Source organism: Flavobacterium noncentrifugens, assembly GCF_900100375.1.
GTDB lineage: Bacteria > Bacteroidota > Bacteroidia > Flavobacteriales > Flavobacteriaceae > Flavobacterium > Flavobacterium noncentrifugens.
This window is the reverse complement of the sequence record NZ_FNEZ01000002.1, coordinates 72,101-95,621: the sequence shown is the minus strand read 5'-3', so window position 1 is coordinate 95,621 and position 23,521 is coordinate 72,101. Positions and strand designations below refer to the sequence as shown.

Here is a 23,521-nt window from a genome sequence, read left to right as displayed (position 1 = left end):
CAGGATTTTAAAAAATGAAGATTTTAAAATAAAAACAGCCATCAAAATGACAGCTGTTCGTAAATCTTATCTCTAAAATCTTAACTTAAAATACTCCGCGAAATCACGATTTTCTGAATCTCAGAAGTGCCTTCGTAAATTTGTGTGATTTTCGCATCGCGCATCATTCTTTCGACATGATATTCAGACACATAACCGTTTCCTCCGTGAATTTGAACGGCTTCTATCGTCGTGTCCATTGCAACTTGCGACGCGTATAATTTGGCCATGGCACCCGATTCTGAAATGTCTTTTCCGGCATCTTTTTCGGTTGCGGCTTTAAAGCACAGCAATCTGGCAGCGGTAATCTGTACCGCCATATCTGCCAATTTAAAAGCGATCGCCTGGTGTTTTGAAATCTCTTTTCCGAAAGCTTTGCGTTGTTTTGAATAATTTAATGCCAGCTCATAAGCGCCTGTTGCGATTCCCAAAGCCTGTGAAGCAATCCCGATGCGTCCGCCATTCAAGACGCTCATCGCGAAATTAAATCCGAAACCATCTTCACCAATGCGGTTTTCTTTCGGAACTTTGACATCGTTAAACATCAACGAATGTGTATCAGATCCACGGATTCCCATCTTTTTTTCTTTCGGGCCAATGTCGAAACCAGCCCAGCTTTTTTCCACAATAAAAGCGTTAATTCCTTTGTGGCCTTTATCGAGATGCGTTTGCGCAATGACAATATAAGTCGATGCCGAAGCGCCATTTGTAATCCAGTTTTTTGTACCGTTCAATAAATAATGATCGCCTTTATCGATCGCGGTGGTTTTTTGCGAAGTCGCGTCAGATCCTGCTTCAGGTTCAGAAAGACAAAATGCCCCAATGACTTCACCTTTGGCAAGCGGCACCAAATATTTCATTTTTTGTTCTTCGTTGCAGTATTTTTCCAGACCGGCACAAACCAGCGAATTGTTGACCGACATGACGACCGCAGCCGAAGCATCTACTTTTGCAATTTCGGTCATCGCTAAAACGTAGGCAACGCTATCGAGTCCGGAACCGCCGTATTTCGGGTCAACCATCATTCCGAGGAAACCCAGATCGGCCATCATTTTCACTTGCTCTGTAGGAAATTTCGAAAATTCGTCACGCTCAATAACGCCTGGAAGCAGTTCTGCCTGGGCAAAATCGCGCGCGGCTTGTTGGATCATTAAGTGTTCTTCGGTCAGATTAAAATCCATAATAATATAGAATAAATAATGTTGTTTGCTTGAAAAATGTTGCCAAAGATAAATTTTTAATTGCGAATTTTTGACATTTGATTCGTAATTTTGGCCGATGATCAAAGAAAACTATAACGTTGTAGGAATCATGTCTGGAACTTCGCTCGACGGCGTCGATTTTGCACATGTGAAATTTACGATTTTTGATGGACGATGGACGTTTGAGATCGGCGAAAGCGAGACAATTCCGTATAGTAAAAACTGGGTTTCAACTTTAAAAAAAGCGGTTGATTTTTCAGAAAGCGAACTGCAAAAACTGAACGCTGATTACACGAAATTGCTTGGCGGAACCATTTCCGATTTCATCCAAAAAAACAATCTCAAAAATCTCGATGCGGTTTGCTCCCACGGCCATACGATTTTGCACCAGCCGCAAAACGGATTGACGCTGCAAATTGGCAATCTTCCAGAAATTGCTGAAATCACTAAACAAAAAGTCGTTTGTGATTTTCGCGTGGCTGATGTAGCATTGGGCGGACAAGGCGCGCCTTTAGTCCCCATTGGCGACCGGATTTTATTTTCAGATTACGAGTATTGCCTAAACCTTGGAGGATTTTCGAATGTGTCGTTTGAAGCAAATGGAAAACGGATTGCCTTTGACATTTCTGCAGTGAATACGGTTTTGAATTTTTATGCCAATCGGTTGGGATTTGACTATGATGATAAAGGAAAAATCTCCAGATCGGGAAATATAAATAAGGAATTGCTCGATCAATTGACTGCGCTTGATTTCTATAAAAAATCATTTCCGAAATCCCTTGGATTTGAATATGTAAAAGAAATTTTGCTTCCCATGATTGAAAGTTTTGATATTGCTGTAGCAGATAAAATGCGCACCTTTTCCGAACATATTGCGTTTCAGATCGCCGAAGCTTTGCCCATTAAAAACGGCAAATTACTCCTTACCGGCGGCGGCGCTTACAATGATTTCCTGATCGAAAAAATACAATTACATCTTCCCGAAATGCAAATCATCATTCCCGATGCTAAAATCCTGGAATTTAAGGAAGCGCTGATCTTTGCATTGCTCGGCGTGTTAAAACTGCGAAATGAAATCAATGCCTTATCATCGGTTACAGGTGCAAAATACGACCACAGTTCGGGTGTTATTTTCGGATAATTCATTTTTAGGATTATTATGAAAAAATACGGAATTCCCATTATTTGATTTTTTATATTTGCCCAACTTAAACATATCACAACAAAATGAAAGAATTACTGCAGCAATTTGAAAATAAATCGCCTGAAATTATTTTTAACTGGAAGGATTCCGAAACTGAAGCTGAAGGCTGGACAGTCATCAATTCACTTCGCGGCGGCGCTGCTGGAGGTGGAACCCGAATGAGGAAAGGCTTAGATATGAACGAAGTGCTTTCATTGGCAAAAACCATGGAAGTCAAGTTTTCAGTTTCCGGACCGGCGATTGGCGGCGCAAAATCGGGGATCAATTTCGACCCGAACGACTCAAGAAAAGAAGGCGTTCTGAAACGTTGGTACAAAGCCGTTTCCCCGCTCTTGAAAAGTTATTACGGAACCGGCGGCGATTTAAACGTTGATGAAATCCACGAAGTCATTCCAATGACCGAAGAATGTGGCGTCTGGCATCCGCAGGAAGGCGTTTTCAACGGGCATTTTAAACCAACGGAAGCCGATAAGATCAACCGCATCGGGCAATTGCGCCAGGGCGTTGTCAAAGTGATCGAAAATCCTTCATTTTCACCCGATGTTTCCAGAAAATATACCGTTGCCGATATGATCACCGGTTATGGCGTGGCTGAAGCAGTGCGTCATTTTTACAACATATATGGCGGCGATGTTAAAGGCAAAAAAGCGATTGTGCAGGGATTTGGAAATGTGGGTTCGGCTGCTGCTTTTTACCTGGCAGAAATGGGCGCAAAAGTCGTTGGAATTATTGATCGCGATGGCGGACTCATCAACGAAAGCGGATTCACATTTGAAGAAATCAAAAATTTATTCCTGAATAAAGACGGCAACAAACTGGTGGCCGAAAACATGATTCCTTTTGCGGAAATTAATGAGAAAATTTGGACCATTGGCGCAGAAATTTTTACGCCTTGCGCAGCTTCGCGTTTGGTGCAGCAAAACCAGGTCGAGAATATGATTGCGTCTGGACTCGAAGTGATTTCATGTGGTGCGAATGTGCCGTTTGCGGATAAGGAAATTTTCTTTGGCCCGATCATGGAAAACATCGACCAGAAAGTCAGCCTGATCCCGGATTTTATTTCAAACTGCGGGATGGCGCGTGTATTTGCCTACTTTATGGAGAAAAAAGTACAAATGACCGACGAGGCTATTTTTGCCGATACGTCTGAAACCATCCGCAAAGCGATTTCGAAAGCACATTCAATCAGCCAATCCAAAACAAATATCAGCGCAACTGCCTTTGAGATCGCGCTGAAACAATTGGTATAAAACAATTTATTTTACTTACTTTCGTTATATCACAAATGAATTTTGGACATGACCGCAGCACAGGAAACCGAAAATAAAAAGAAATCGCTTGCCATTACTACGGCGTTGTTTGCGATCTTGTTTATGCTTTTTTTCTTTCTGAAATATTCCGACATCACGATGCTCGAGCAGCTTGACGGCGGCGGCGGTGGTGGCGAAGTGGCCGTAAATTTCGGCGACAGCGAATTTGGATCGGGCGATAATTTTGAATCGATGGAAAAAGTCGTTGCTGCGCCAAAGCAAACCCAGCAGCCGAAAGCAGTCGAAAAAGAAATCATCGTCAGCGAAAATGACGACGCTCCGGTAATCGCAAATGTCAAAAAAAATACTGAAAAACCGAAGAAAGAAGTCGTTGAAAAACCGGTAGAAAAAGTCGTTCCAAAACCTTCAAAATCGACCTCCGATGCTTTATCAAACTTATTAAACGGTTCAAACAAATCGGGTGATGGCGATGACGACCAACCCGGAAATAAAGGAAAAGCAAACGGTGATCCGAATGCGCGCGGCTATAATGGCGGCGGTGGAACAGGCACAGGAAGTGGCGGCGGAAATGGTTCAGGGCAAGGACTTGGAACCGGAAGCGGTTATGGAAACGGCAATGGCGGCGGATCCGGGAACGGCACCGGAAATTACCAACTCGGAAACAGAAAAGCACTTTCTAAGCCAAAACCGGATTATACCTGTCAGGAAGAAGGCGTTGTTGTGGTTCAGATTTCTGTCGATAAAACCGGCCGTGTTGTGACTGCAAATCCGGGAATCCGCGGAACAACCAATGCTGCAAAATGTTTGTTGGATCAGGCAAAAATTGCAGCCATGAACACCAAATGGCAATCGGACAACGAGGCACCGGACAAACAAATCGGGAAGATTATTTACAACTTCAAACTGACCGATTAATACTTTACAGATGACTTATCAGGAAACGGTACAATGGATGTTTGCACAGCTTCCGATGTACCAGCAACAAGGCGCGTCGGCTTATAAAACCGATTTGACCAATACGATTTTGCTTGCGGATCATCTTGGAAATCCCGAACGGAAAATCAAATGCATACACGTTGCAGGAACAAACGGAAAAGGCTCGACTTCGCACATGCTGGCTTCGATTTTGCAGGAAGCCGGATATAAAACCGGATTGTATACTTCGCCGCATTTGAAAGATTTTCGGGAACGCATTAAAATCGGCGGAAGCGAAATTTCAGAAGATTTTATCGTCGATTTTATAGCAAAGCACCAATCGTTTTTTGAAGCAAACCAGTTGAGTTTTTTTGAAATGACGGTCGGATTGGCTTTCGATTATTTCGACAAGGAAAACGTTGACATTACGATCATTGAAACCGGATTGGGTGGAAGGCTGGATTCTACGAATATCATTCTGCCGCTAATTTCGGTGATTACGAATATTGGCATCGACCATGTGCAATTTCTCGGAAATACTTTGGAACTGATCGCCGGTGAAAAAGCCGGAATCATTAAGCCCGAAATTCCAGTAGTTATTGGCGAATATACATCAGAAACCAAAGCTGTTTTTGAGGCTAAAGCCAATGAAACGAAGTCTAAAATTTACTTTGCGTCGGATTTGATTTCAGATAATTATCCTTCCGATTTAATCGGGGATTACCAAATTCACAATAAAAAAACAGTATTGCAGGCGATTCGTATCTTGCAAAACCAGAATCAGTTTTCAATATCCGAAGACAACATTAAAAACGGATTTCTGAACGTGGTTAAAAATACCGGGCTTCAGGGCAGATGGCAGCAATTGCGATCAAATCCGAAAGTCATTTGCGATACAGCACACAACAAACAGGGGCTTGAAGTGGTTTTAAATCAAATCCAAAAAGACGATTTTAAGCAATTGCACCTGGTTTTAGGTGTTGTGAATGACAAAGATCTTGGTGAAATCCTGCCTTTACTTCCAAAAAATGCGAAATATTATTTCTGCAGGCCTAATATTCCACGCGGATTGGATGCATCGCTCTTGCAAGAAACAGCCTTAAAATTCGGCCTCATCGGAAATACATACAATTCTGTTTCAGAAGCTTATGTTGCCGCTCTGAAATCAGCAACTGAAAACGATTTTATTTACATTGGCGGAAGCACCTTTGTCGTTGCAGAAATTTTATAATAATTGTATTTTTTATTTGCAGATATCAAAAACAGCCTTATATTTGCAGCGGATTGGGGCGATTAGCTCAGTTGGTTCAGAGCATCTGGTTTACACCCAGAGGGTCGGGGGTTCGAATCCCTCATCGCCCACAAGTTTAAATACAATTAGTTTCAAAACCCCACAAATCTTACGATTTGTGGGGTTTTTGCTTTTGTGCAAGTAGCAAATTATTCATTCAATCTTAAATCTTACGAAACAAACGCGATGCCCTTTTAAAAATCGTCACAAAGGGCATCGCTAAATTTCATAAGACCTTGCAAACAGCCGTACTAACAACCTGTTCACTCACCTGTTCAAAATTTGTACATCTTGTTTGTTATTACTCAGAAAGATAAATTGAATAATAATTGAAAGGTTACCACCATGAAAGAAAAAATCACTTTGCATTTTTACTTAAGAAGTAAAAAAGCTGTTGCCACAGGACTTTTACCTCTTTATGTCCGACTTACTGTAGATGGCGAACGTTTGGAATTCAGTTCCAAAAAATTCATTGAAAAATCCAAATGGTCCGAAGACTTGTCGAAAATGAAAGGCAACTCTGAAGAAGCCCGTTCAATAAATAGCTATCTCGATTCGATGAAAGCACACGTCACAAACATCGAGATCATGTTAACGCATAAAAGGGAGACTGTAAATATTGACAACTTTAGGAAGCACCTCTTTGGTCAAACCGATCGCGACAGAATGCTTATCCCAATTTACCAGGCGCATAATGATAAAATAAAAGGGCTGCTTGGAAACGGATACGCACCGGGAACACTTGAACGTTTCAAAATTTCCCTGAAACATCTTGAAGAATTCCTAATTTGGAAATACGATATTAAGGATATTGCCATTTCTAAAATCGACTTTGCGATGATTACCGATTTTGATTTTTACTTGAGAAGCGAAAAGAATTGTAATAATAACACTGCTGTTAAGTACGTCAGAAACTTTAGGAAAATCATCAAAATTTGTCTCAATAACGACTGGCTTGAAAAAGACCCATTTGTTAAATACGATGGAAAAATGAAAGAAGTTGAAACCGAATTTTTGACCGAAGAAGAAATCAAAGATATCTACTCAAAGAAATTCCGTACACCAAGGTTGGAACTTGTTCGCGACATTTTTATTTTCTGTTGCTTTACTGGCCTTGCGTACGTTGATGTGAAAGGACTTAATCGCGATCATATAGGAATTGGTATTGATGGACAAAAATGGATATTTAAGAACCGCCAAAAGACGGACACAAAATCTAAAATTCCCTTGTTGCCTATTCCTGAGGAACTAATTGATAAATATTCTAGTCATCCAAAGTGTTTAAATGAAGATAGAATTTTGCCAGTTTTAAGTAATCAGAAAATGAACGGGTATCTAAAAGAAATTGGTGACTTATGCCAAATTACAAAAGATATTACCTTTCACATGGCAAGACACACTTTCGCAACTTCTGTAACATTGACAAATGGTGTTCCGATCGAAAGCGTAAGTAAAATGCTGGGGCATAAAAACATTCAGACTACGCAGCATTATGCCAGAGTCTTAGATAAAAAAGTCAGCGAGGATATGCAGAATCTGAGAATAAAATTTAGTAATAACCTTTCCAGCATTCAGCACATTAGCTGATTAAGGCGTAACACTTATTAAAAGGCTGCGATGGCAGCCTTTTTCTTACATATATAGTTTTTGTATTTAAGACCTGATTTATCACATAAAAAAACACTTACTTCATCATTCAATTAAAATCATTTAGCATTAGCTATTCTCCTTAAATAGCGATAACTTTCAACAATTCTGGCCATTCGGAAATTGCTGTAATAGCATTTTTCAATCCTATCTCCTTCTCGACAATTATTAACATTGTATTTGAGCGTTTATGCCCCGGGTGTGTCCAATACTAAATTTACAAATAGATTAATAGTTCGATATGGAAGAGCCAAGTTATATTATAGCTATCGGAGCATCGGCTGGCGGAATTGAGGAAATCAATACGTTTTTTGAGCATACTCCACTTGACAGTGTCGCATATGTAATCGTACAGCATCTGTCTGCGGATTTCAAAAGCCGGATGGTTGAGTTGTTGTCAAAGCATAGTAAGCTTATTGTCAAGGAAGCCGCACAAGGCATGGCGGTTTGTACCAATATGGTATATCTGATTCCCAACAATAAATTTATGACCATTAATAATAATAAGTTGTATCTGACCGATAAAAGCAAACTGAAGGGTCCGCACCTTACTATTAATACTTTCTTTAATTCGCTGGCAGCATATAATGGAAAAAAGGCAATTGGAGTTATCCTTTCGGGCCTCGGGTCAGATGGAACCGAAGGTATAAGGGCCATCAAGGAAGCTGGCGGAATGATCATCGCCCGCAATCCCGAAACTACAGAGTTCAGCAGTATGCCGGCACATGCAATTGCAACTGATATGGTTGATTTTATTCTGGAGCCGGAATTCATGCCTAAGACAATTGAGTCCTACGTTAAGCATAATACTGCCATCCAGGACGACAAGAAGAACGATGACAAAAGCATCGCTCTTATAGTCGACCACATCCGTGAAAAATTGCCCTTCGACTTTTCAGACTATAAAAAGTCCACTATAATCAGGAGGACAAAAAGGAGGGCGGCATCTTTAAATATATACAGTCTTGATGAATACTTGGTGTTATTAAAGGACGCGCCTGACGAAGTGGAGGCGCTTGCCAAAGACTTCCTGATTAGCGTAACAGCTTTTTTCAGGGATGCGGATGCTTTTGAAGCAGTTAAAAAAAACGTGTTTCCTAAAATATTGGAAAGCCTGCTTCCCCAAGAAGAAATTAAAATTTGGGTAGCTGGTTGTGCTACTGGTGAAGAAGCGTATTCTTTGGCCATTATGCTTAAGGAAATGCTGACTGGAAATCATAAGGAGACTATTGTGAAAATTTTCGCTACCGATATTGATTCCGAGGCTTTAATTTATGCGGGTAAGGGTATTTATGGTTCAGAAAGGATGAAAAATGTTAATGAAGCCTATCTTAATAAATATTTTGATAAAAAAGAAAACAACTACATTGTCAGGCCTGAAATACGCAAGATGCTTATTTTTGCGCAGCACGACCTTGTAAAAAATCCTCCCTATTGCAACATGCACCTGATCAGTTGCCGCAACCTTCTGATCTACATGGCACCGGTGTTGCAAAAGAAAGTATATACTATGTTATTGTTTGGTCTTAGGACAAACGGTTATCTGTTTTTGGGTTCAAGTGAAAATCCCCTGACTATACTTGACAACTTAGAAGTTGTCGACAAAAAATGGCGCATATACAAGAACCTGAAAAATAAGCGCTCAGTAACCTTTGAAACATTTGCACTTCCGGAAATGCTTCATGTAGGGAGGACAGGATCCGTTACAAAGGAAGATAGTTCAAAATATTTAAACAGTTCCTTAACGGAAAATATCAATAATGCGCTAGCCAATTCAATGAATTTTCTGGCCGTTTGCGTTGACCATGAAAATACGGTTATAAAGTCCTACGGAAATACCTCAAAGTACCTCCTTCAGCAAAACTTCAATACCAACCTGGTCGAGCTGCTTCCTAAGTCATTGGCAGTGGCATTCAACACGCTAAGTAAAGAGGTATTGAAAACTAATGAAGCATCAAACGTAAAAGGAATAAGGGTCAAACAAAGCGGCTCCATGATGGAAATAAGCCTCACTGTAAGTCCGGTCTTACTCGAAAACGACCATAAAGGACTCATTGTGGTTTTTCAGGATGATATCTCACTGCGAACTGGCATGGAGCAATATCCTGCCTTCGATGAAACAGAATACAACCGCAGGTATACTGATATTATGGCAGAAGAATTAAAGCAGGTAAAAAAGGAATTGACGGCATCATATCATAAACTCGATGCTTCTAATGAAAATATGCAGTCTTTTAATGAGGAGTTGATATCTGCAAACGAAGAAATGCAAAGTACTAATGAAGAAATGCAGTCTGTAAACGAAGAATTGCACACCATCAATGCCGATTACCAGTTAAAGAATAAGGAGTTGCTTGAAATCAATGACGATCTTAATAATTACTTTAGGAGCAATATCAACGGGCAGCTTTTTATAGACAACGAGATGAGGCTTATGAAGTTTTCTCCGGGCGCGGTCAAGCATATCAACTTGGTTGAAACAGACATAGGAAGACCCATCAGCCACATTTCAACAAACATCAAATTTGAAACCATAATCGCCGATACTAAATTGGTACTCGAAAAAGGTATCGTGATCACCAAGGAAATTGAAGCCGCTAATGGCAAATGGTATCAAATTATGATTATGCCATACATAGAGGCTAGCCACAGGAATAAGGGTGCGATAATCACATTCAACGACATCTCTGAACTTAAAGAAACGCAATCGGAATTAAAAAACAAAAACCGGAGCCTGATGCGAATTAATGCAGACCTTGACCATTTCATACACGCCACTTCGCACGACCTTCTCGCGCCGTTGGGAAATATTGAAGCCAGCATAGCCTTAATGAACGAATTAAATATTGAGGATTCAAATCTTTCAGAATTTTTATTGATAATCAACAGCTCAATCCAGACTTTCCGATCCCTCATTACCGACATTGCCACCATCGCTAAAGTTGAAAGCGACCTGGTTCCAACCGAAGCGATCGACGTAAGCGAAATAATAAATAACATCGAGTGGAGCCTAAAAGATAAGATTGCTTCTTCCGGAGCAGAGATTGTCAGGAAATTTGATATCCCGGAGATTCAATTTTCAAAGAAAAATTTAAGAAGCATCTTATACAATCTGATTGCCAATGCCATAAAATTTCGTAGTGATAAATCGCCCAAAATTATTGTGAGCACATTCAGTAAAGAAGAGTCCTGCATTATTACGATAGAAGATAACGGCAAAGGCATACCGCCAAAAGAAATTGATAAAATTTTTGAAATGTACGGCAGGCTGCATCAGGACATTGAGGGCAGCGGCATCGGCCTTTACTTGGCAAAAAAAATAATAAACGCTGCAGGTGGAAGCATTTTGGTGGAAAGCACTCATGGCAAAGGCACAAAGTTTATTATAGATCTCGGAAGTAAATGCGCAATCTGAATGTGTATAATAGTGCAATCCTGCTATACCCTACTCATGAAAAATACATATAATGTTTATTAAAAAACAGGGTTCTTTTTCAAAAGGCGGTGCCATGTCCGTAATTATAAGCGATAAGGATTGGAGCACCACGCCTGTGGGCACAATCGATTCGTGGCCGGTAGGTTTGCGCACGGCATTAGGTATATTGCTTAATTCCAAATTTCCTATGTTCCTTTTTTGGGGATCCGATATGACCTGCTTTTACAATGATGCTTGTCATGAAAGTATGGGTATTGACGGGAAACATTCCGATATTCTTGGAAAATGCGGAGCTATGGTTCTATCTGAAACTTGGCGAATAATGCTTCCCATCATCGATGAATTGATGATAAGCGGTGAAGCATCTTGGCATGAAGACCAATGGCTTCCGGTGTTGAGGAAGGGTAAAATGGAAGATACCTATTGGACGTCAAGCTACAGCCCTGTTAATGATGAATCCGGTAAATTAGATGGCATCATTGTCACTTTAAATGATGTAACGGAAAAAGTTGAAGTACGCAAAAAAATGAATGAAGCCGAAGAAAGATTGAGGTTGGCTACCGAAATTGCGGGTATTGCAAACTGGGACCTGGATCTGCAAACACATGAAATGATACATTCAGAAAGTCTTGCTAATATCTTAGGATATAAAACTAATGCAAAGCTTACGAATGCCGATCTTATGGGCCAACTGCATCCTGATGATCTTTCTAACATTGTTGAGAAAGCATTCGAGGTAGCGATGCAGACAAGTATTTTCAAATATGAGGCGCGGTTTATTAAGAAAAATGGTGAATCCAGATGGATAAGGTCACACGGAAAAATATTCTTCGACTCAAATAATGAACCCCTTAAGATAATAGGCACACTTATCGACATTACGGAAGAACGCCTTCGTCGCGAGATCCTGATGGAAAGCGAATCGAAATTCAGGTTACTTGCAGATTCGATGCCTCAATTGATATGGACGGCTGATCCATTTGGAAATTTGAACTATTACAACCGTTCCGTTTTTACTTATATGGGACTAACCAAATTTCCCGCAGAAAGCGAAGGTTGGCTTAGTCTAGTTCATCCTGACGAAAGCGAAGAATACGCTGACAAGTGGCGGATTGCTATGGCTACCGGTACAGACTTTACATTTGAACACCGTTTATTAAAATATGACCACCAGTATCATTGGCATTTGAGTCGCGCGATTGCGCAGAAGGATGCAGTTGGAAATATCCAGATGTGGGTCGGTACAAGCACCGACATTCAGCAGCAGAAAATCTTCACAACCGAATTAGAAAGGCAGGTAACCGAGCGCACTGAAGAGTTGGTAAGCAATAATATAAATCTGGTGAAAATTAATATCGAATTGCAGTCTTTTGTTTATGTCTCAAGTCATGACCTTCAGGAGCCTTTACGTAAAATACAAATGTTTATCAGCAGGCTGTATGATACCGAAGAACTGGCCTTCACAGCAAACGCCAAAAATTATTTAAGCAAGATCAATGAAGCTTCTAAGAGAATGCGCGAACTTATACAGGACTTGCTCTCTTACTCCCATACAAATTTATCCGACAATCTGTTTGTACTTACCGATTTGCAGGATCTGGCCGAAGATGTGAAGAAAGATTACGCCGAAATCATACTTGAAACCAATGGCATTATCGAAATACGCGATTTATGTGAAGCAAAAATAATCCCATTTCAGTTCAGGCAGCTTTTAAGTAACCTGATAGGAAATGCGCTTAAATTCACAAAACCTGGAACACCGCCGCATGTGGTGGTAAAAGGCAATCGTGTTAAAGGTCTCGATATAAAAAATTTGGATATCGACCCGATGCTGATGTATTGTCACATTAACATTGCCGACAATGGCATTGGTTTCGACATGGAATATAAGGACAAAATTTTCGAAGTATTTCAACGGTTGCACGCCAATAAAGAATATCCCGGCACGGGTATCGGCCTTGCGATAGTAAAAAAAATTGTAGAAAACCATGATGGCATAATTTCAGTATCGTCCGTTATAAATGGTGGCGCTAACTTTGACATTTATATACCGGAGCGATAGGTTTCATTTTTCAATCTGTTAACAAAAATGATTTTATCTTACGTTATATGGGCAAATCTTTGTTACTCATCAACCTCATCCATTCTCCTAACCAAAGTATCCCTCAAACTGTTCAAGAACTTAGTCCGCTCACTCTTCCGCGCCCTCATTTCAAAAAAGTCCTACGAAACTGCCCCAAATCAATATCAAAAGTTTCCTCAAAGAACTATGTTGTTTCTTTCAAATCAGTTGTTACTTTATTAAAAACATCTTCAGCATGCAGCGCGTAAATTAATTAAGCGATCTTGGAGCCGATTATTTCACTGAAAATAGAGAAAGGTTTGGATTCAGTTCCAAAAAATTCATTGAAAAATCCAAATGGTCCGAAGACCTGTCGAAAATGAAAGGCAACTCCGAAGAAGCCCGTTCAATAAATAGCTATCTCGATTCCGTAAAATCGCAGATTATTGATATTCAAATGACGCTTACCCATAAAAGAGAAGCTTTAAATATTGAGAACTTCAGGAAGCGCCTGTTTGACGAAACTGATTCGCAACGAATGCTTTTGCCTATCTACAGAGACCACAACAACCGAATCGAAAGTCTTTTAGGAAACGGCTATGCACCCGGCACATTAGAGCGCTTTAAAATATCATTAAAGCATGTTGAAGAGTTTCTAATTTGGAAATTTAATATTAAGGATATCGCTATCGATAAAATCGACTTTGCGCTTATTACCGATTTTGAATTCTATCTAAGAAGCGAAAAGAAGTGCAGCAATAATACAGCAGTGAAATATGTCCGCAATTTCAGAAAGATTATTAAAATTTGTCTCAGCAATGATTGGCTTGAGAAAGACCCATTCGTTAAATACGATGGTAAAATGAAGGAAGTCGAAACTGAGTTTTTGACGGAAGAAGAAATTCAAACTATTTACTCCAAGAAATTCCGAACCCCAAGACTTGAACTAGTTCGTGATATTTTCATTTTCTGCTGCTTCACCGGCTTAGCATACGTTGATGTAAAAGGACTTAAACAAGATCATATCGGGATTGGTATCGATGGCCAAAAATGGATATTTAAAAACCGTCAAAAAACCGACACTAAATCTAAGATTCCGTTGCTTCCAATTCCTGAAGAATTAATTAAAAAATATGCGGCACATCCTAAGTGTTTAAATGAGGAAAGCGTTTTGCCTGTCTTAAGCAACCAAAAAATGAATGGCTATCTAAAAGAGATTGGTGATTTATGTGAAATCACTAAAGAGATCACTTTCCATATGGCCAGACATACTTTTGCAACCTCAGTAACTTTATCTAACGGCGTACCTATTGAAAGCGTCAGTAAAATGCTAGGTCACAAAAACATTCAGACAACACAGCATTACGCGCGGGTTCTCGACAAGAAAGTAAGCGACGATATGCTAATTTTGAAAGATAAATTTAGAACCATTAAAATTGTTAAAAGCACCGGTTCATAGGTGCGATGCATTAAGAGGTTTAAGGATTGGTAATTAGTTTGCTGTTTCACAGCTTTGCTTTCTCGAATTTCTTAAATTTGCAACGTGAAATATATTTGGTTCATATTTACAATTTACTTATTCCTACTATCCGTTTATCCATGCATAGATGATGTAGACTGTAATTCTGTTGATATTACCGAAGTAAAAACGACCAAGCATAGTAATAGAGATTCAGCAATTGAACATTGCACGCCTTTTTGCAGTTGCTCTCGCTGCCCCGCCTCAGCATATTTTGTTTTTCCTGCGGTACCAACTTTCGAAGGGAAAGTCAACACCAATCACGACCATGTGATCATCGATAATTACACTTCTATTTACGCCCAAAATTTCGCATTAGAAATTTGGCAGCCTCCCAGGGTTTAGCATTCCACTCAATTTTACCCTTACCGAATGTTTAAAAGCATTTCGGAAAGTCATTTTATTAATGCTAAATCAACAATATGAAAAAATACCTATTGTTTTTATTTTTCATGCTCAACGTTTCCGCTTTTGCTCAAGTTGAGAATGATACGATAAATGAAAAAACAGAAGAATTAGAAGAAATCACAATACAGTCAACAAGAACGAGCAGAACAATTAGAAATACACCCACACGAGTTGAAACCATCGACGCGGAAGAATTGGAAGAGAAAGCCAATATGAAACCTTCAAATGTATCGATGGTATTGCATGAAAGTACAGGTATTTCAGTACAACAGACTTCGGCTACAAGCGGAAATGCAAGTATTCGCGTACAAGGATTAGACGGTCGCTACACGCAGCTTTTAAAAGACGGCTATCCTAATTTTGGAAATTTCGCCAGCGGACTGAGCATTCTCGAAATTCCACCGTTAGACTTAAAGCAGGTCGAGATTGTGAAAGGCCCGGCATCCACATTATTCGGTGGTGGAGCAATTGCAGGTGTTGTTAATTTCGTGTCCAAGACACCAACAGAAAAAGGCGAATATAATTTTATCATTAACCAATCGAATATCGGACTTACCAATCTTGGGGGTTATATCTCGCGTAAACATGGAAAATTCGGATATGCTTTCCTTGCATTGCTAAACCTTCAGCAGGCTTATGATGTTGACGACGACGATTTTTCCGAAGCGCCTAAGTCGAATAATTTTACGCTAAATCCACGATTATATTTTTACCCAAATGAGAAGACTACTTTTATGTTCGGTAACAGTTTTACAATGGGAAATATGAAAGGCGGTGATATGCACGTAATCGATGGCAATGCTGACGCATTCCACACCTACTTTGAAAAGAATGAAACTTTGAGAAATACCACCACTTTCGAATTTGACCACAAAGCAGAAAACAGAAACAGTTTCAAATTCAAACAAAGTTTAAGTTTTTTCGACCGGAAAATTAGTATACCCGCCTATGATTTTTCGGGATTGAATACTAATACTTACACTGACGCTTCCTATCTTATTAACCGCGATAAGTACACTATTATAGGCGGTGTTAATTTGGTTTATGACAATTTCAAGCAGCGCACCGTTTCCAATCTTGATGCTAAGTCTTTTACAGCCGGTGCATATGTACAACACACTTGGGATGTTACGGAAAATATCAAATTGGAAAGCGGTCTGCGTTTCGATAATGTACGTTATTCAAATATCAATTTTTCCAAAGATCAATTTTTTGTCTTGCCTCGTGTATCAGCTCTGTTTAAATTTAGTAACGCATGGAGTTCAAGAATTGGTGGCGGTTTGGGATATAAAGTTCCCACGATATTTACCGAGCAGACAGAAACCATACAATACCAAAATGTCCAAGCCTTAAGTGGTGTAGTAGCTGAAGAAAGTGTCGGCGGTACAGCAGACGTAAACTTCAGGACAAACATCGCCGAGAATCTTACTATGAGTGTTAATCAAATGTTTTTCCTGACAAGCATTAGCAAACCTTTGGTATTGCAAAGTGACGGTGATGATTTATTTTTCATAAATGCATCCGATCCAATCATTACATCTGGATTTGAAACCAACTTTAAATTTATTTACGAAGAAGATTTTAAGTTGTTCATTGGCTATACGTTCACCGATGCAAGGGCTAAATATTTAACAGAAAACCAATTTCTACCTTTCGTGCCAAAAAACAAATTGAATCTTGCTTTGATCTATGAAAAGGAAAACAATTTTAAGTTTGGTCTGGAGGGTTATTATACAGACCGACAATTTGTGTATGACGGAGACGAAAAGCCTGACTTTTGGGAGTTCGGATTTATGGCCGAGAAAACGTTATTCAAGAAATTTTCTGTATTCATTAACTTCGAAAACTTTACAGATACGAGACAAAGCAGATATGAGCCGGTAGTTCAAGGTTCGCACAATGCTCCAACCTTTGAAGATATTTGGACCCATACCGAAGGTTTTACTATTAATGGCGGTGTTAAACTCAAACTTTAAAATTTTACATGAAACTTTAATAAACCATGGAAAAAGAACACAACAAAAATGAAGATATTGAGAGAGCGATTATAGCTGCTGGCAACAATGCCAACCACCCTGTTGAAGAAAGCAGCTGGAAAAGCCACTGGCAGCTACTGCTTTCGATTCAGATCTTATTTGTAATGCTGACATTGGAATTTGGTTTCGACTATGTTCCGCCGTTTCCCGGCAACCTCATCATATTTTTCATCGCCTATTTGCTTTCGGGCTACAATGTTCTTTATCTCGCGTGGCGTAAAGCAATACGCTTCGATTTCTTTAACGAGTTTTTTCTAATGAGCATCGCGACCCTAGGAGCGTTTGCCATTGGTGAATATAGCGAGGGCGTAGCAGTTATGGCCTTCTACTCTATCGGCGAGTGGTTTCAAGATGCTGCGGTTAACCGTGCTAAACGAAGCATTAAAGCCTTATTGGATATAAGGCCTGATGAAGTATCCGTAGTAAGAAACGGCACTACCGTAGTGGTCAACCCAAAAGAGGTACAGATTGGAGAGGTTATTCGTGTGAAGCCAGGAGAAAAAGTTGCACTTGATGGCAAACTGATTTCAGAAAAAGCGGCGTTTAATACGGCGGCGCTGACCGGTGAAAGCAAGCCGGACAGTAAAGCTAAAGGTGAAGTCGTTTACGCAGGGATGATAAACTTAAACACGGTTTCTGAAATCAAGGTAAACTCATTATTTACGGATAGTAAGCTAAGCAGAATCTTAGAAATGGTTCAGGATGCTACGGCACGCAAATCGCAAACACAATTATTTATCAGCAGATTCGCGAAGATTTATACGCCGATTGTATTTGCTTTGGCGGTCGCGGTTTGTTTTGTACCGTATTTTTTTGTCGATCCCTATATCTTTAATGTTTGGTTTTACCGTGCGTTGGTATTTTTAGTAATAAGCTGTCCGTGCGCTCTGGTAGTGTCAATTCCATTGGGTTACTTCGGCGGAATAGGATTGGCATCGCGAAACGGTATTCTATTTAAAGGCTCCAATTTCCTTGATGTAATGACGAAGATCGACACTGTTGTTATGGATAAAACCGGAACGCTTACCGAAGGCGTTTTCAAAGTACAGGAAATCGTGACTAAAGATATCGAAGAATCCTATCTGATTAAACTAGCGGCTGCAATAGAGAGCCAATCAACACACCCTATTGGTTTGGCAGTAGTTGAACATGCCGGAAAAGAAACGGCAGAATTGAGTGTTGCCGAGGTAGAAGAAATATCAGGGCATGGCCTAAAAGGTAAGATTGATGGCAAAGAAGTCTTAGCGGGAAATACAAAGCTGATGAAGAAATTCAATATTGATTATCCGGCTGAAGTGGATGCGATTGTTTACACTATCGTAGTCGTTGCAGTCGATAAAAAATATAAGGGCTACATCACCATCGCTGACAAAATTAAGGAAGATGCGAAGCAGGCTATAAAAGAATTGCATAAGCTGAATATTAAAACAGTAATGCTTTCCGGTGATAAGCAGTCGGTGGTTGATGAAGTTGCAAAACAATTGGCTATTGACAGTGCATATGGCGATTTGTTACCTGAAGGAAAAGTCGAAAAAGTGCAGGCATTAAAAAATGAAGGTCGTAGAATAGCATTCGTCGGCGATGGAGTGAATGACGCGCCAGTTGTTGCTCTAGCCGATGCAGGCATTGCAATGGGAGGTTTGGGCAGTGATGCAACCATCGAGACTGCTGATATCGTTATCCAAAATGATCAGCCTTCAAAAATAGTGACAGCAATTAAGGCAGGAAAAATAACTCGGAACATCGTTTGGCAAAATATTATCCTTGCAATGGTTGTCAAAATAATCGTTTTGGCTCTCGGCGCTGGCGGTGTGGCAACATTATGGGAAGCCGTGATTGCAGACGTCGGCGTGGCATTGCTGGCAATTTTAAACGCGGTTCGTATTCAAAAAATGAAATTGTAGCCTTCGTTTTGCAACGCTTTTAACAAAAATTTGCTTCCCTGGTGTGTAAATTTTAACTAAATTTGAATTCGTCTATTCTATTACATGAAAAAAATCCACATCATATTTTTTGTTATGCTCGGCTTCCTGCTGATGCCTTCAATATCATATGCGTGTGGAGGAACCAAGAAACATTCATGCAAGAAAGAAATATCGAGTAATGCACAAAAGGGATGCTGTGCTAATCACGACCACTCCAAAAACTCAAAAGGTTGTGGCGGGAAATGCGGCCACAAATCTTGTGGTTGTGCCAACGGATGCATCTCCGGAGCAACACTTATAGAAACCGCAAGATTTATCGGATTTGCAAATCCAACTTACTTCTTTAAAGCGAACTTTTATGCCCCGAAAAACTTCGTTTCTTCAGGGTTTCACTCGCTTTGGCTTATTCCAAAAATAAGCTAAAACCAAACTGCTGACAGCCATACTTGCGTCAACTTCGGAGCCATCACTGCTCCAAAACTCTATTATTTTTTAATCTCGATAGTGCGTAATACGCGCTCTCAAAACATACACACCTAAAAAAAATGAAATCAATTCTAAAAGGATTGATGGCAATCATTGCATTGCTGTCAGTTACTGTATCAACTGCACAGGATAAAAATCAGTTGGGAGAACTTAAAGCAGTTTTCGACAATTATTTCCAGGTCAAAGATGCCCTGGTAAAATCCAATGGCAAAACAGCCGCGACCGAATCTGCAGAATTTCTTGCGGCAATCAAAGCAGTAAAAATGGAATCCTTGAGTGAAGCCGAACATACCGTCTGGATGAAAGTACTGCCGGAACTTAAAGAAGACGCAGAACATATTTCAGAAACAAACGATGCCGCACACCAGCGTGACCACTTTATAACCTTATCCAACAATGTTTATGATTTGCTTAAAGTGTCAGGCTTTGGCGTTCCTGTATATTACCAGCGTTGCCCAATGGCAAACAAAGGAAAAGGTGCAAACTGGCTTAGCAAAGAAAAGACAGTCAAGAACCCATACTACGGTGCTCAAATGCTCACTTGTGGAAAAGTAGTAGAAACCATCAACTGAATTCTGAACTGATGAAAATGGGAATACCAATATTGAAATGGATCTTTAAAAAAATCTTTATTAAAAAATGCTGCCACTAGCAGCCTAAAACTTATTAATTATGAAAAATATAATCTTGTCCGCAGTCATGATTTTGTTACTGACTGCATGTAAAAAAAATGAAGAAGCCTCAACCGTGAAAACTGAAACAGATGCAGTGTCTGAAAGCGCTAATAAAGATTCTGCCGAACAATTATACTCTTGTCCGATGCATCCGGAAGTTACCGGAAAAAAAGGCGAAAAGTGTCCTAAATGCGAAATGGATTTGACTGAACCGGTCGATCAATAAAACTGCATGAAGCTATACATTAAAAATATGGTATGCCGCCGTTGCAAAATGGCGGTATTATCCGAATTGGAAAAACTCGGCATCAAACCTCTGTTAGTGGAATTAGGAGAAATAGAACTCGCAGATCAAATTAGTGATAATGAGAAAAGCATGTTGTCAACCAGATTGCAGCTTTTGGGATTCGAATTGATCGATGATAAAAAAAGTCAGATTATCGAGCGCATTAAAACCCTGATTATCGATTTGGTACACAATCGTGACAACGATTTGAAGACTAACCTTTCTGTTTTCATTGCAGCTGATTTAGGACAGGACTACAGCGCCTTAAGCAATCTTTTTTCCGAAGTCGAGGGAACAACCATAGAGCAATATTTTATATCCCAGAAAATAGAGAGAGTAAAAGAATTGCTGATGTATAACGAGCTTTCATTAAGTGAAATTGCTTGGCAGCTAAATTATAGCAGCGTCGCGCACCTCAGCAAACAGTTTAAAAAGATTACCGGTTTAACACCCACCTTTTATAAACAACTAAAGGACAGAAAGAGGAGGCAGATTGATGATCTATAAAATTATACAAATGGCTTCCATAATTGTACAAACAACTTTTTGCAAAGCGTCAGAATTTTGTCAAGTAAAACCTAAAAAAACAAATTATGACACATACTTATAAGATTACCGGAATGACCTGTAATGGTTGTCGTACAAAGGTGGAGAAAACCTTAAACGCCATTGAAGGTATTGAGGCTCAGGTGACACTTGATCCGCCTATGGCGGTAATCACTATGGACAAGCATGTCCCGACAGCACAGCTTCAGGATTCACTTAGTAAAGCGGGTAAATACACCATTGAACCGTCGACGGGAAATCATGATCCGAAGAAAAAAGAAGATTCGTGCTGCAGTATGTCGATGGGAGATCGTCAGCACGACCACCACCAACCAAAAAACAGCACACCGGGAAAGTACTATTGTCCGATGCATTGCGAAGGAGAAAAGATTTATGACAAACCCGGCAATTGTCCAGTCTGCGGAATGAACCTCGAAAAGATTCCTGAACTGACTACTGCCCGATCCTCATACACTTGCCCCATGCATCCAGAAATTGTGAAGGATGGTCCTGGGTCATGCCCGATTTGTGGAATGGATTTGGTTCCAATGGAACCGACTGACAGCGAAGAAAATAAGGTTTACAAAGACCTATTATTTAAAATGAAAATTGCAGTCGCTTTTACTGTTCCTGTATTTGCAATTGCCATGATCGAAATGGCACACGACAATCCGCTGGAGAGAATTATGCCGATGGCGAATTGGAGTTGGGTGCAGCTCATCCTGACTTTACCTGTTGTATTCTATGCAGGCAGCATATTTTTCGTTCGTGCATGGAAATCGATAATCACATGGAATCTCAATATGTTCACCCTTATCGGTATTGGAACAGGTGTGGCATTCATATTCAGTCTCGCCGGAATGTTTTTTCCTGAAATATTTCCTCCGGAATTTAAGACAGACCACGGCACCGTGCATCTTTATTTCGAGGCCACAACCGTAATATTGACACTGGTACTTTTAGGACAATTACTTGAAGCCCGAGCGCACAGCCAAACCAGCGGTGCAATCAAGGAATTGTTGAAACTCGCACCCACCGAGGCAGTGCTTATAATCGACGGAAAAGACCAGGTCGTTTCAATCCACGATATTAAAAAAGGTGATCTGTTACGGGTAAAGCCCGGAGATAAAATACCTGTCGATGGTAAGATAACCGATGGTGAAAGTACGATCGATGAATCTATGATTACTGGCGAACCGATTCCTGTAGATAAAAAAACCGGCGATGCAGTTACATCAGGGACAATAAACGGCAACAAATCTTTTGTGATGGTTGCTGAAAAAGTTGGCTCCGAAACTTTGTTGTCGCAGATAGTACAGATGGTAAACACAGCAAGCCGCTCAAAGGCACCAATACAAAAGCTGGCAGACAGCATTGCAAAATACTTTGTTCCTATAGTGGTCATGATTTCAATAGCTACCTTTTTTATATGGGCGCAATTCGGTCCGCAACCTGCGATAGTTTACGGATTTGTAAATGCAGTTGCGGTTTTAATCATTGCCTGCCCGTGTGCGCTTGGCCTTGCCACGCCTATGTCGGTCATGGTTGGAGTTGGAAAAGGTGCACAGTCCGGCATACTGATTAAAAATGCGGAAGCATTAGAGAAAATGAATAAGATGAACGTCCTGATTACTGATAAAACAGGCACGATTACGCAAGGAAAACCATCAGTTGAAAAGGTATTCTCCCTTCAAGATGACGAAGGGAACCTTATAATGAATATCGCTTCCTTAAATCAATACAGCGAGCATCCACTTGCACTTGCTGTTACCAATTATGCAAAGGAAAAAAATGTCTCCTGGACAGAGGTCAAAGATTTTGAAGCAGTATCAGGAAAAGGTGTTATCGGAACAGTTTCAGGCAAAAAAGTGGCGCTTGGAAACAAAAAATTAATGGAACAAGTTGGTTCGCAGATTTCGGAAGATATCGATGCCAAAATTACTGTAGAACAGAAATTAGGGAAAACGGTTTCTTACATATCCATTGACAATTCAGTGGTGGGCTATGTGACCATTACCGACGCGATCAAGCCAACAAGTAAGGAAGCAATCGCCGAATTGATCAGGCAGGGCATCGAAGTAATTATGATTACTGGCGATAATGAGAATACCGCCAAAGCAGTTGCAGCTGAGTTAGGTTTGACATCCTTCAAGGCGGGAAGTTTACCAGAAGATAAACTCAATGAAATAAAACGTTTACAGTCAGAAGGAAAAATTGTTGCAATGGCCGGTGACGGTATAAATGATGCGCCTGCACTGGCGCAAGCCGACATTGGAATTGCAATGGGAACCGGAACCGATGTTGCAATTGAAAGTGCTAAAGTCACGCTCGTAAAAGGCGACATGATGGGAATCGTAAAAGCGAAAAACCTCAGCCACGCGGTAATGAAAAATATCAAACAGAACTTGTTTTTTGCATTTATCTATAATGTGTTGGGCGTTCCAATTGCCGCCGGTGCACTCTATCCCGTATTCGGGATCTTATTATCTCCAATGATAGCCGCCGTGGCAATGAGCTTCAGTAGTGTATCTGTAATTGTGAACGCACTTAGACTGCGAACTATAAAAATTTAAA

17 protein-coding genes and 1 tRNA gene are annotated in these 23,521 nt (G+C 40.2%); 16 read left to right on the top strand and 2 right to left on the bottom strand.

Features of this window, described 5'->3' with window-relative positions:
- Positions 1-80: 80 nt before the first annotated feature.
- Positions 81-1,220 carry an acyl-CoA dehydrogenase gene (locus tag BLS32_RS05085; protein ID WP_091392595.1) on the bottom strand — a complete coding sequence of 380 codons (1,140 nt, stop codon included), beginning with the start codon at positions 1,218-1,220 and terminating at the stop codon, positions 81-83.
- Positions 1,221-1,317: 97 nt separating this feature from the next.
- On the opposite strand from BLS32_RS05085, the gene BLS32_RS05080 reads away from it, so the two are divergent.
- From BLS32_RS05080 to BLS32_RS05045, 8 genes are all read left to right on the top strand, one after another.
- Positions 1,318-2,382: an anhydro-N-acetylmuramic acid kinase gene (locus tag BLS32_RS05080; RefSeq protein WP_091392594.1), complete on the top strand. Its 1,065-nt coding sequence runs from the start codon at positions 1,318-1,320 to the stop codon at positions 2,380-2,382.
- A gap of 86 nt (positions 2,383-2,468) precedes the next feature.
- Positions 2,469-3,695 carry a Glu/Leu/Phe/Val dehydrogenase dimerization domain-containing protein gene (locus BLS32_RS05075; protein WP_091392592.1) on the top strand — a complete coding sequence of 409 codons (1,227 nt, stop codon included), beginning with the start codon at positions 2,469-2,471 and terminating at the stop codon, positions 3,693-3,695.
- Between the two features lie 48 nt (positions 3,696-3,743).
- Positions 3,744-4,631: an energy transducer TonB gene (locus tag BLS32_RS05070; protein ID WP_091392591.1), complete on the top strand. Its 888-nt coding sequence runs from the start codon at positions 3,744-3,746 to the stop codon at positions 4,629-4,631.
- Positions 4,632-4,641: 10 nt separating this feature from the next.
- On the top strand, positions 4,642-5,862 hold the full coding sequence (locus BLS32_RS05065; RefSeq protein WP_091392589.1) for a bifunctional folylpolyglutamate synthase/dihydrofolate synthase: 1,221 nt from the start codon (positions 4,642-4,644) through the stop codon (positions 5,860-5,862).
- Positions 5,863-5,918: 56 nt separating this feature from the next.
- Positions 5,919-5,993 (top strand) — tRNA-Val (locus BLS32_RS05060).
- Between the two features lie 274 nt (positions 5,994-6,267).
- Positions 6,268-7,509, top strand: a complete 1,242-nt coding sequence (locus BLS32_RS05055) for a site-specific integrase (protein WP_091392588.1) — start codon at positions 6,268-6,270, stop codon at positions 7,507-7,509.
- Positions 7,510-7,810: 301 nt separating this feature from the next.
- On the top strand, positions 7,811-10,984 hold the full coding sequence (locus BLS32_RS05050; RefSeq protein ID WP_091392586.1) for a chemotaxis protein CheB: 3,174 nt from the start codon (positions 7,811-7,813) through the stop codon (positions 10,982-10,984).
- Between the two features lie 52 nt (positions 10,985-11,036).
- Positions 11,037-13,067 (top strand): PAS domain-containing sensor histidine kinase, encoded by a 2,031-nt coding sequence (locus BLS32_RS05045; RefSeq protein ID WP_245699337.1) that lies wholly within the window; start codon positions 11,037-11,039, stop codon positions 13,065-13,067.
- A gap of 62 nt (positions 13,068-13,129) precedes the next feature.
- On the opposite strand, the gene BLS32_RS18840 is transcribed toward BLS32_RS05045, so the two are convergent.
- The gene (locus tag BLS32_RS18840) at positions 13,130-13,216 is read right to left on the bottom strand and encodes a hypothetical protein (RefSeq protein ID WP_091392584.1); all 87 of its coding nucleotides are present in this window, start codon (positions 13,214-13,216) and stop codon (positions 13,130-13,132) included.
- 230 nt (positions 13,217-13,446) lie between these two features.
- On the opposite strand from BLS32_RS18840, the gene BLS32_RS05035 reads away from it, so the two are divergent.
- The 8 genes from BLS32_RS05035 to BLS32_RS05005 all read left to right on the top strand — a co-directional run bounded on the left by BLS32_RS05035 (position 13,447) and on the right by BLS32_RS05005 (position 23,520).
- Entirely contained in the window at positions 13,447-14,526 is a 1,080-nt protein-coding gene (locus BLS32_RS05035; protein WP_170227623.1) for a site-specific integrase, read from the top strand.
- A gap of 482 nt (positions 14,527-15,008) precedes the next feature.
- On the top strand, positions 15,009-16,970 hold the full coding sequence (locus tag BLS32_RS05030) for a TonB-dependent receptor plug domain-containing protein (protein WP_091392582.1): 1,962 nt from the start codon (positions 15,009-15,011) through the stop codon (positions 16,968-16,970).
- Between the two features lie 26 nt (positions 16,971-16,996).
- Positions 16,997-18,934 (top strand): heavy metal translocating P-type ATPase, encoded by a 1,938-nt coding sequence (locus BLS32_RS05025; protein WP_091392580.1) that lies wholly within the window; start codon positions 16,997-16,999, stop codon positions 18,932-18,934.
- 84 nt (positions 18,935-19,018) lie between these two features.
- Positions 19,019-19,378 carry a hypothetical protein gene (locus BLS32_RS18260; RefSeq protein ID WP_139171693.1) on the top strand — a complete coding sequence of 120 codons (360 nt, stop codon included), beginning with the start codon at positions 19,019-19,021 and terminating at the stop codon, positions 19,376-19,378.
- Between the two features lie 122 nt (positions 19,379-19,500).
- Positions 19,501-20,013 carry a DUF3347 domain-containing protein gene (locus BLS32_RS05020; protein WP_091392578.1) on the top strand — a complete coding sequence of 171 codons (513 nt, stop codon included), beginning with the start codon at positions 19,501-19,503 and terminating at the stop codon, positions 20,011-20,013.
- A 100-nt stretch (positions 20,014-20,113) separates the two neighbouring features.
- Positions 20,114-20,341, top strand: coding sequence for a heavy metal-binding domain-containing protein (locus BLS32_RS18420; protein WP_170227622.1), 228 nt, complete (start codon positions 20,114-20,116; stop codon positions 20,339-20,341).
- A gap of 6 nt (positions 20,342-20,347) precedes the next feature.
- Positions 20,348-20,908: a helix-turn-helix domain-containing protein gene (locus tag BLS32_RS05010; RefSeq protein ID WP_091392575.1), complete on the top strand. Its 561-nt coding sequence runs from the start codon at positions 20,348-20,350 to the stop codon at positions 20,906-20,908.
- A gap of 86 nt (positions 20,909-20,994) precedes the next feature.
- Complete coding sequence (locus tag BLS32_RS05005; RefSeq protein ID WP_091392573.1) at positions 20,995-23,520, top strand: heavy metal translocating P-type ATPase; 2,526 nt, start codon at positions 20,995-20,997, stop codon at positions 23,518-23,520.
- Position 23,521 lies beyond the last annotated feature (1 nt).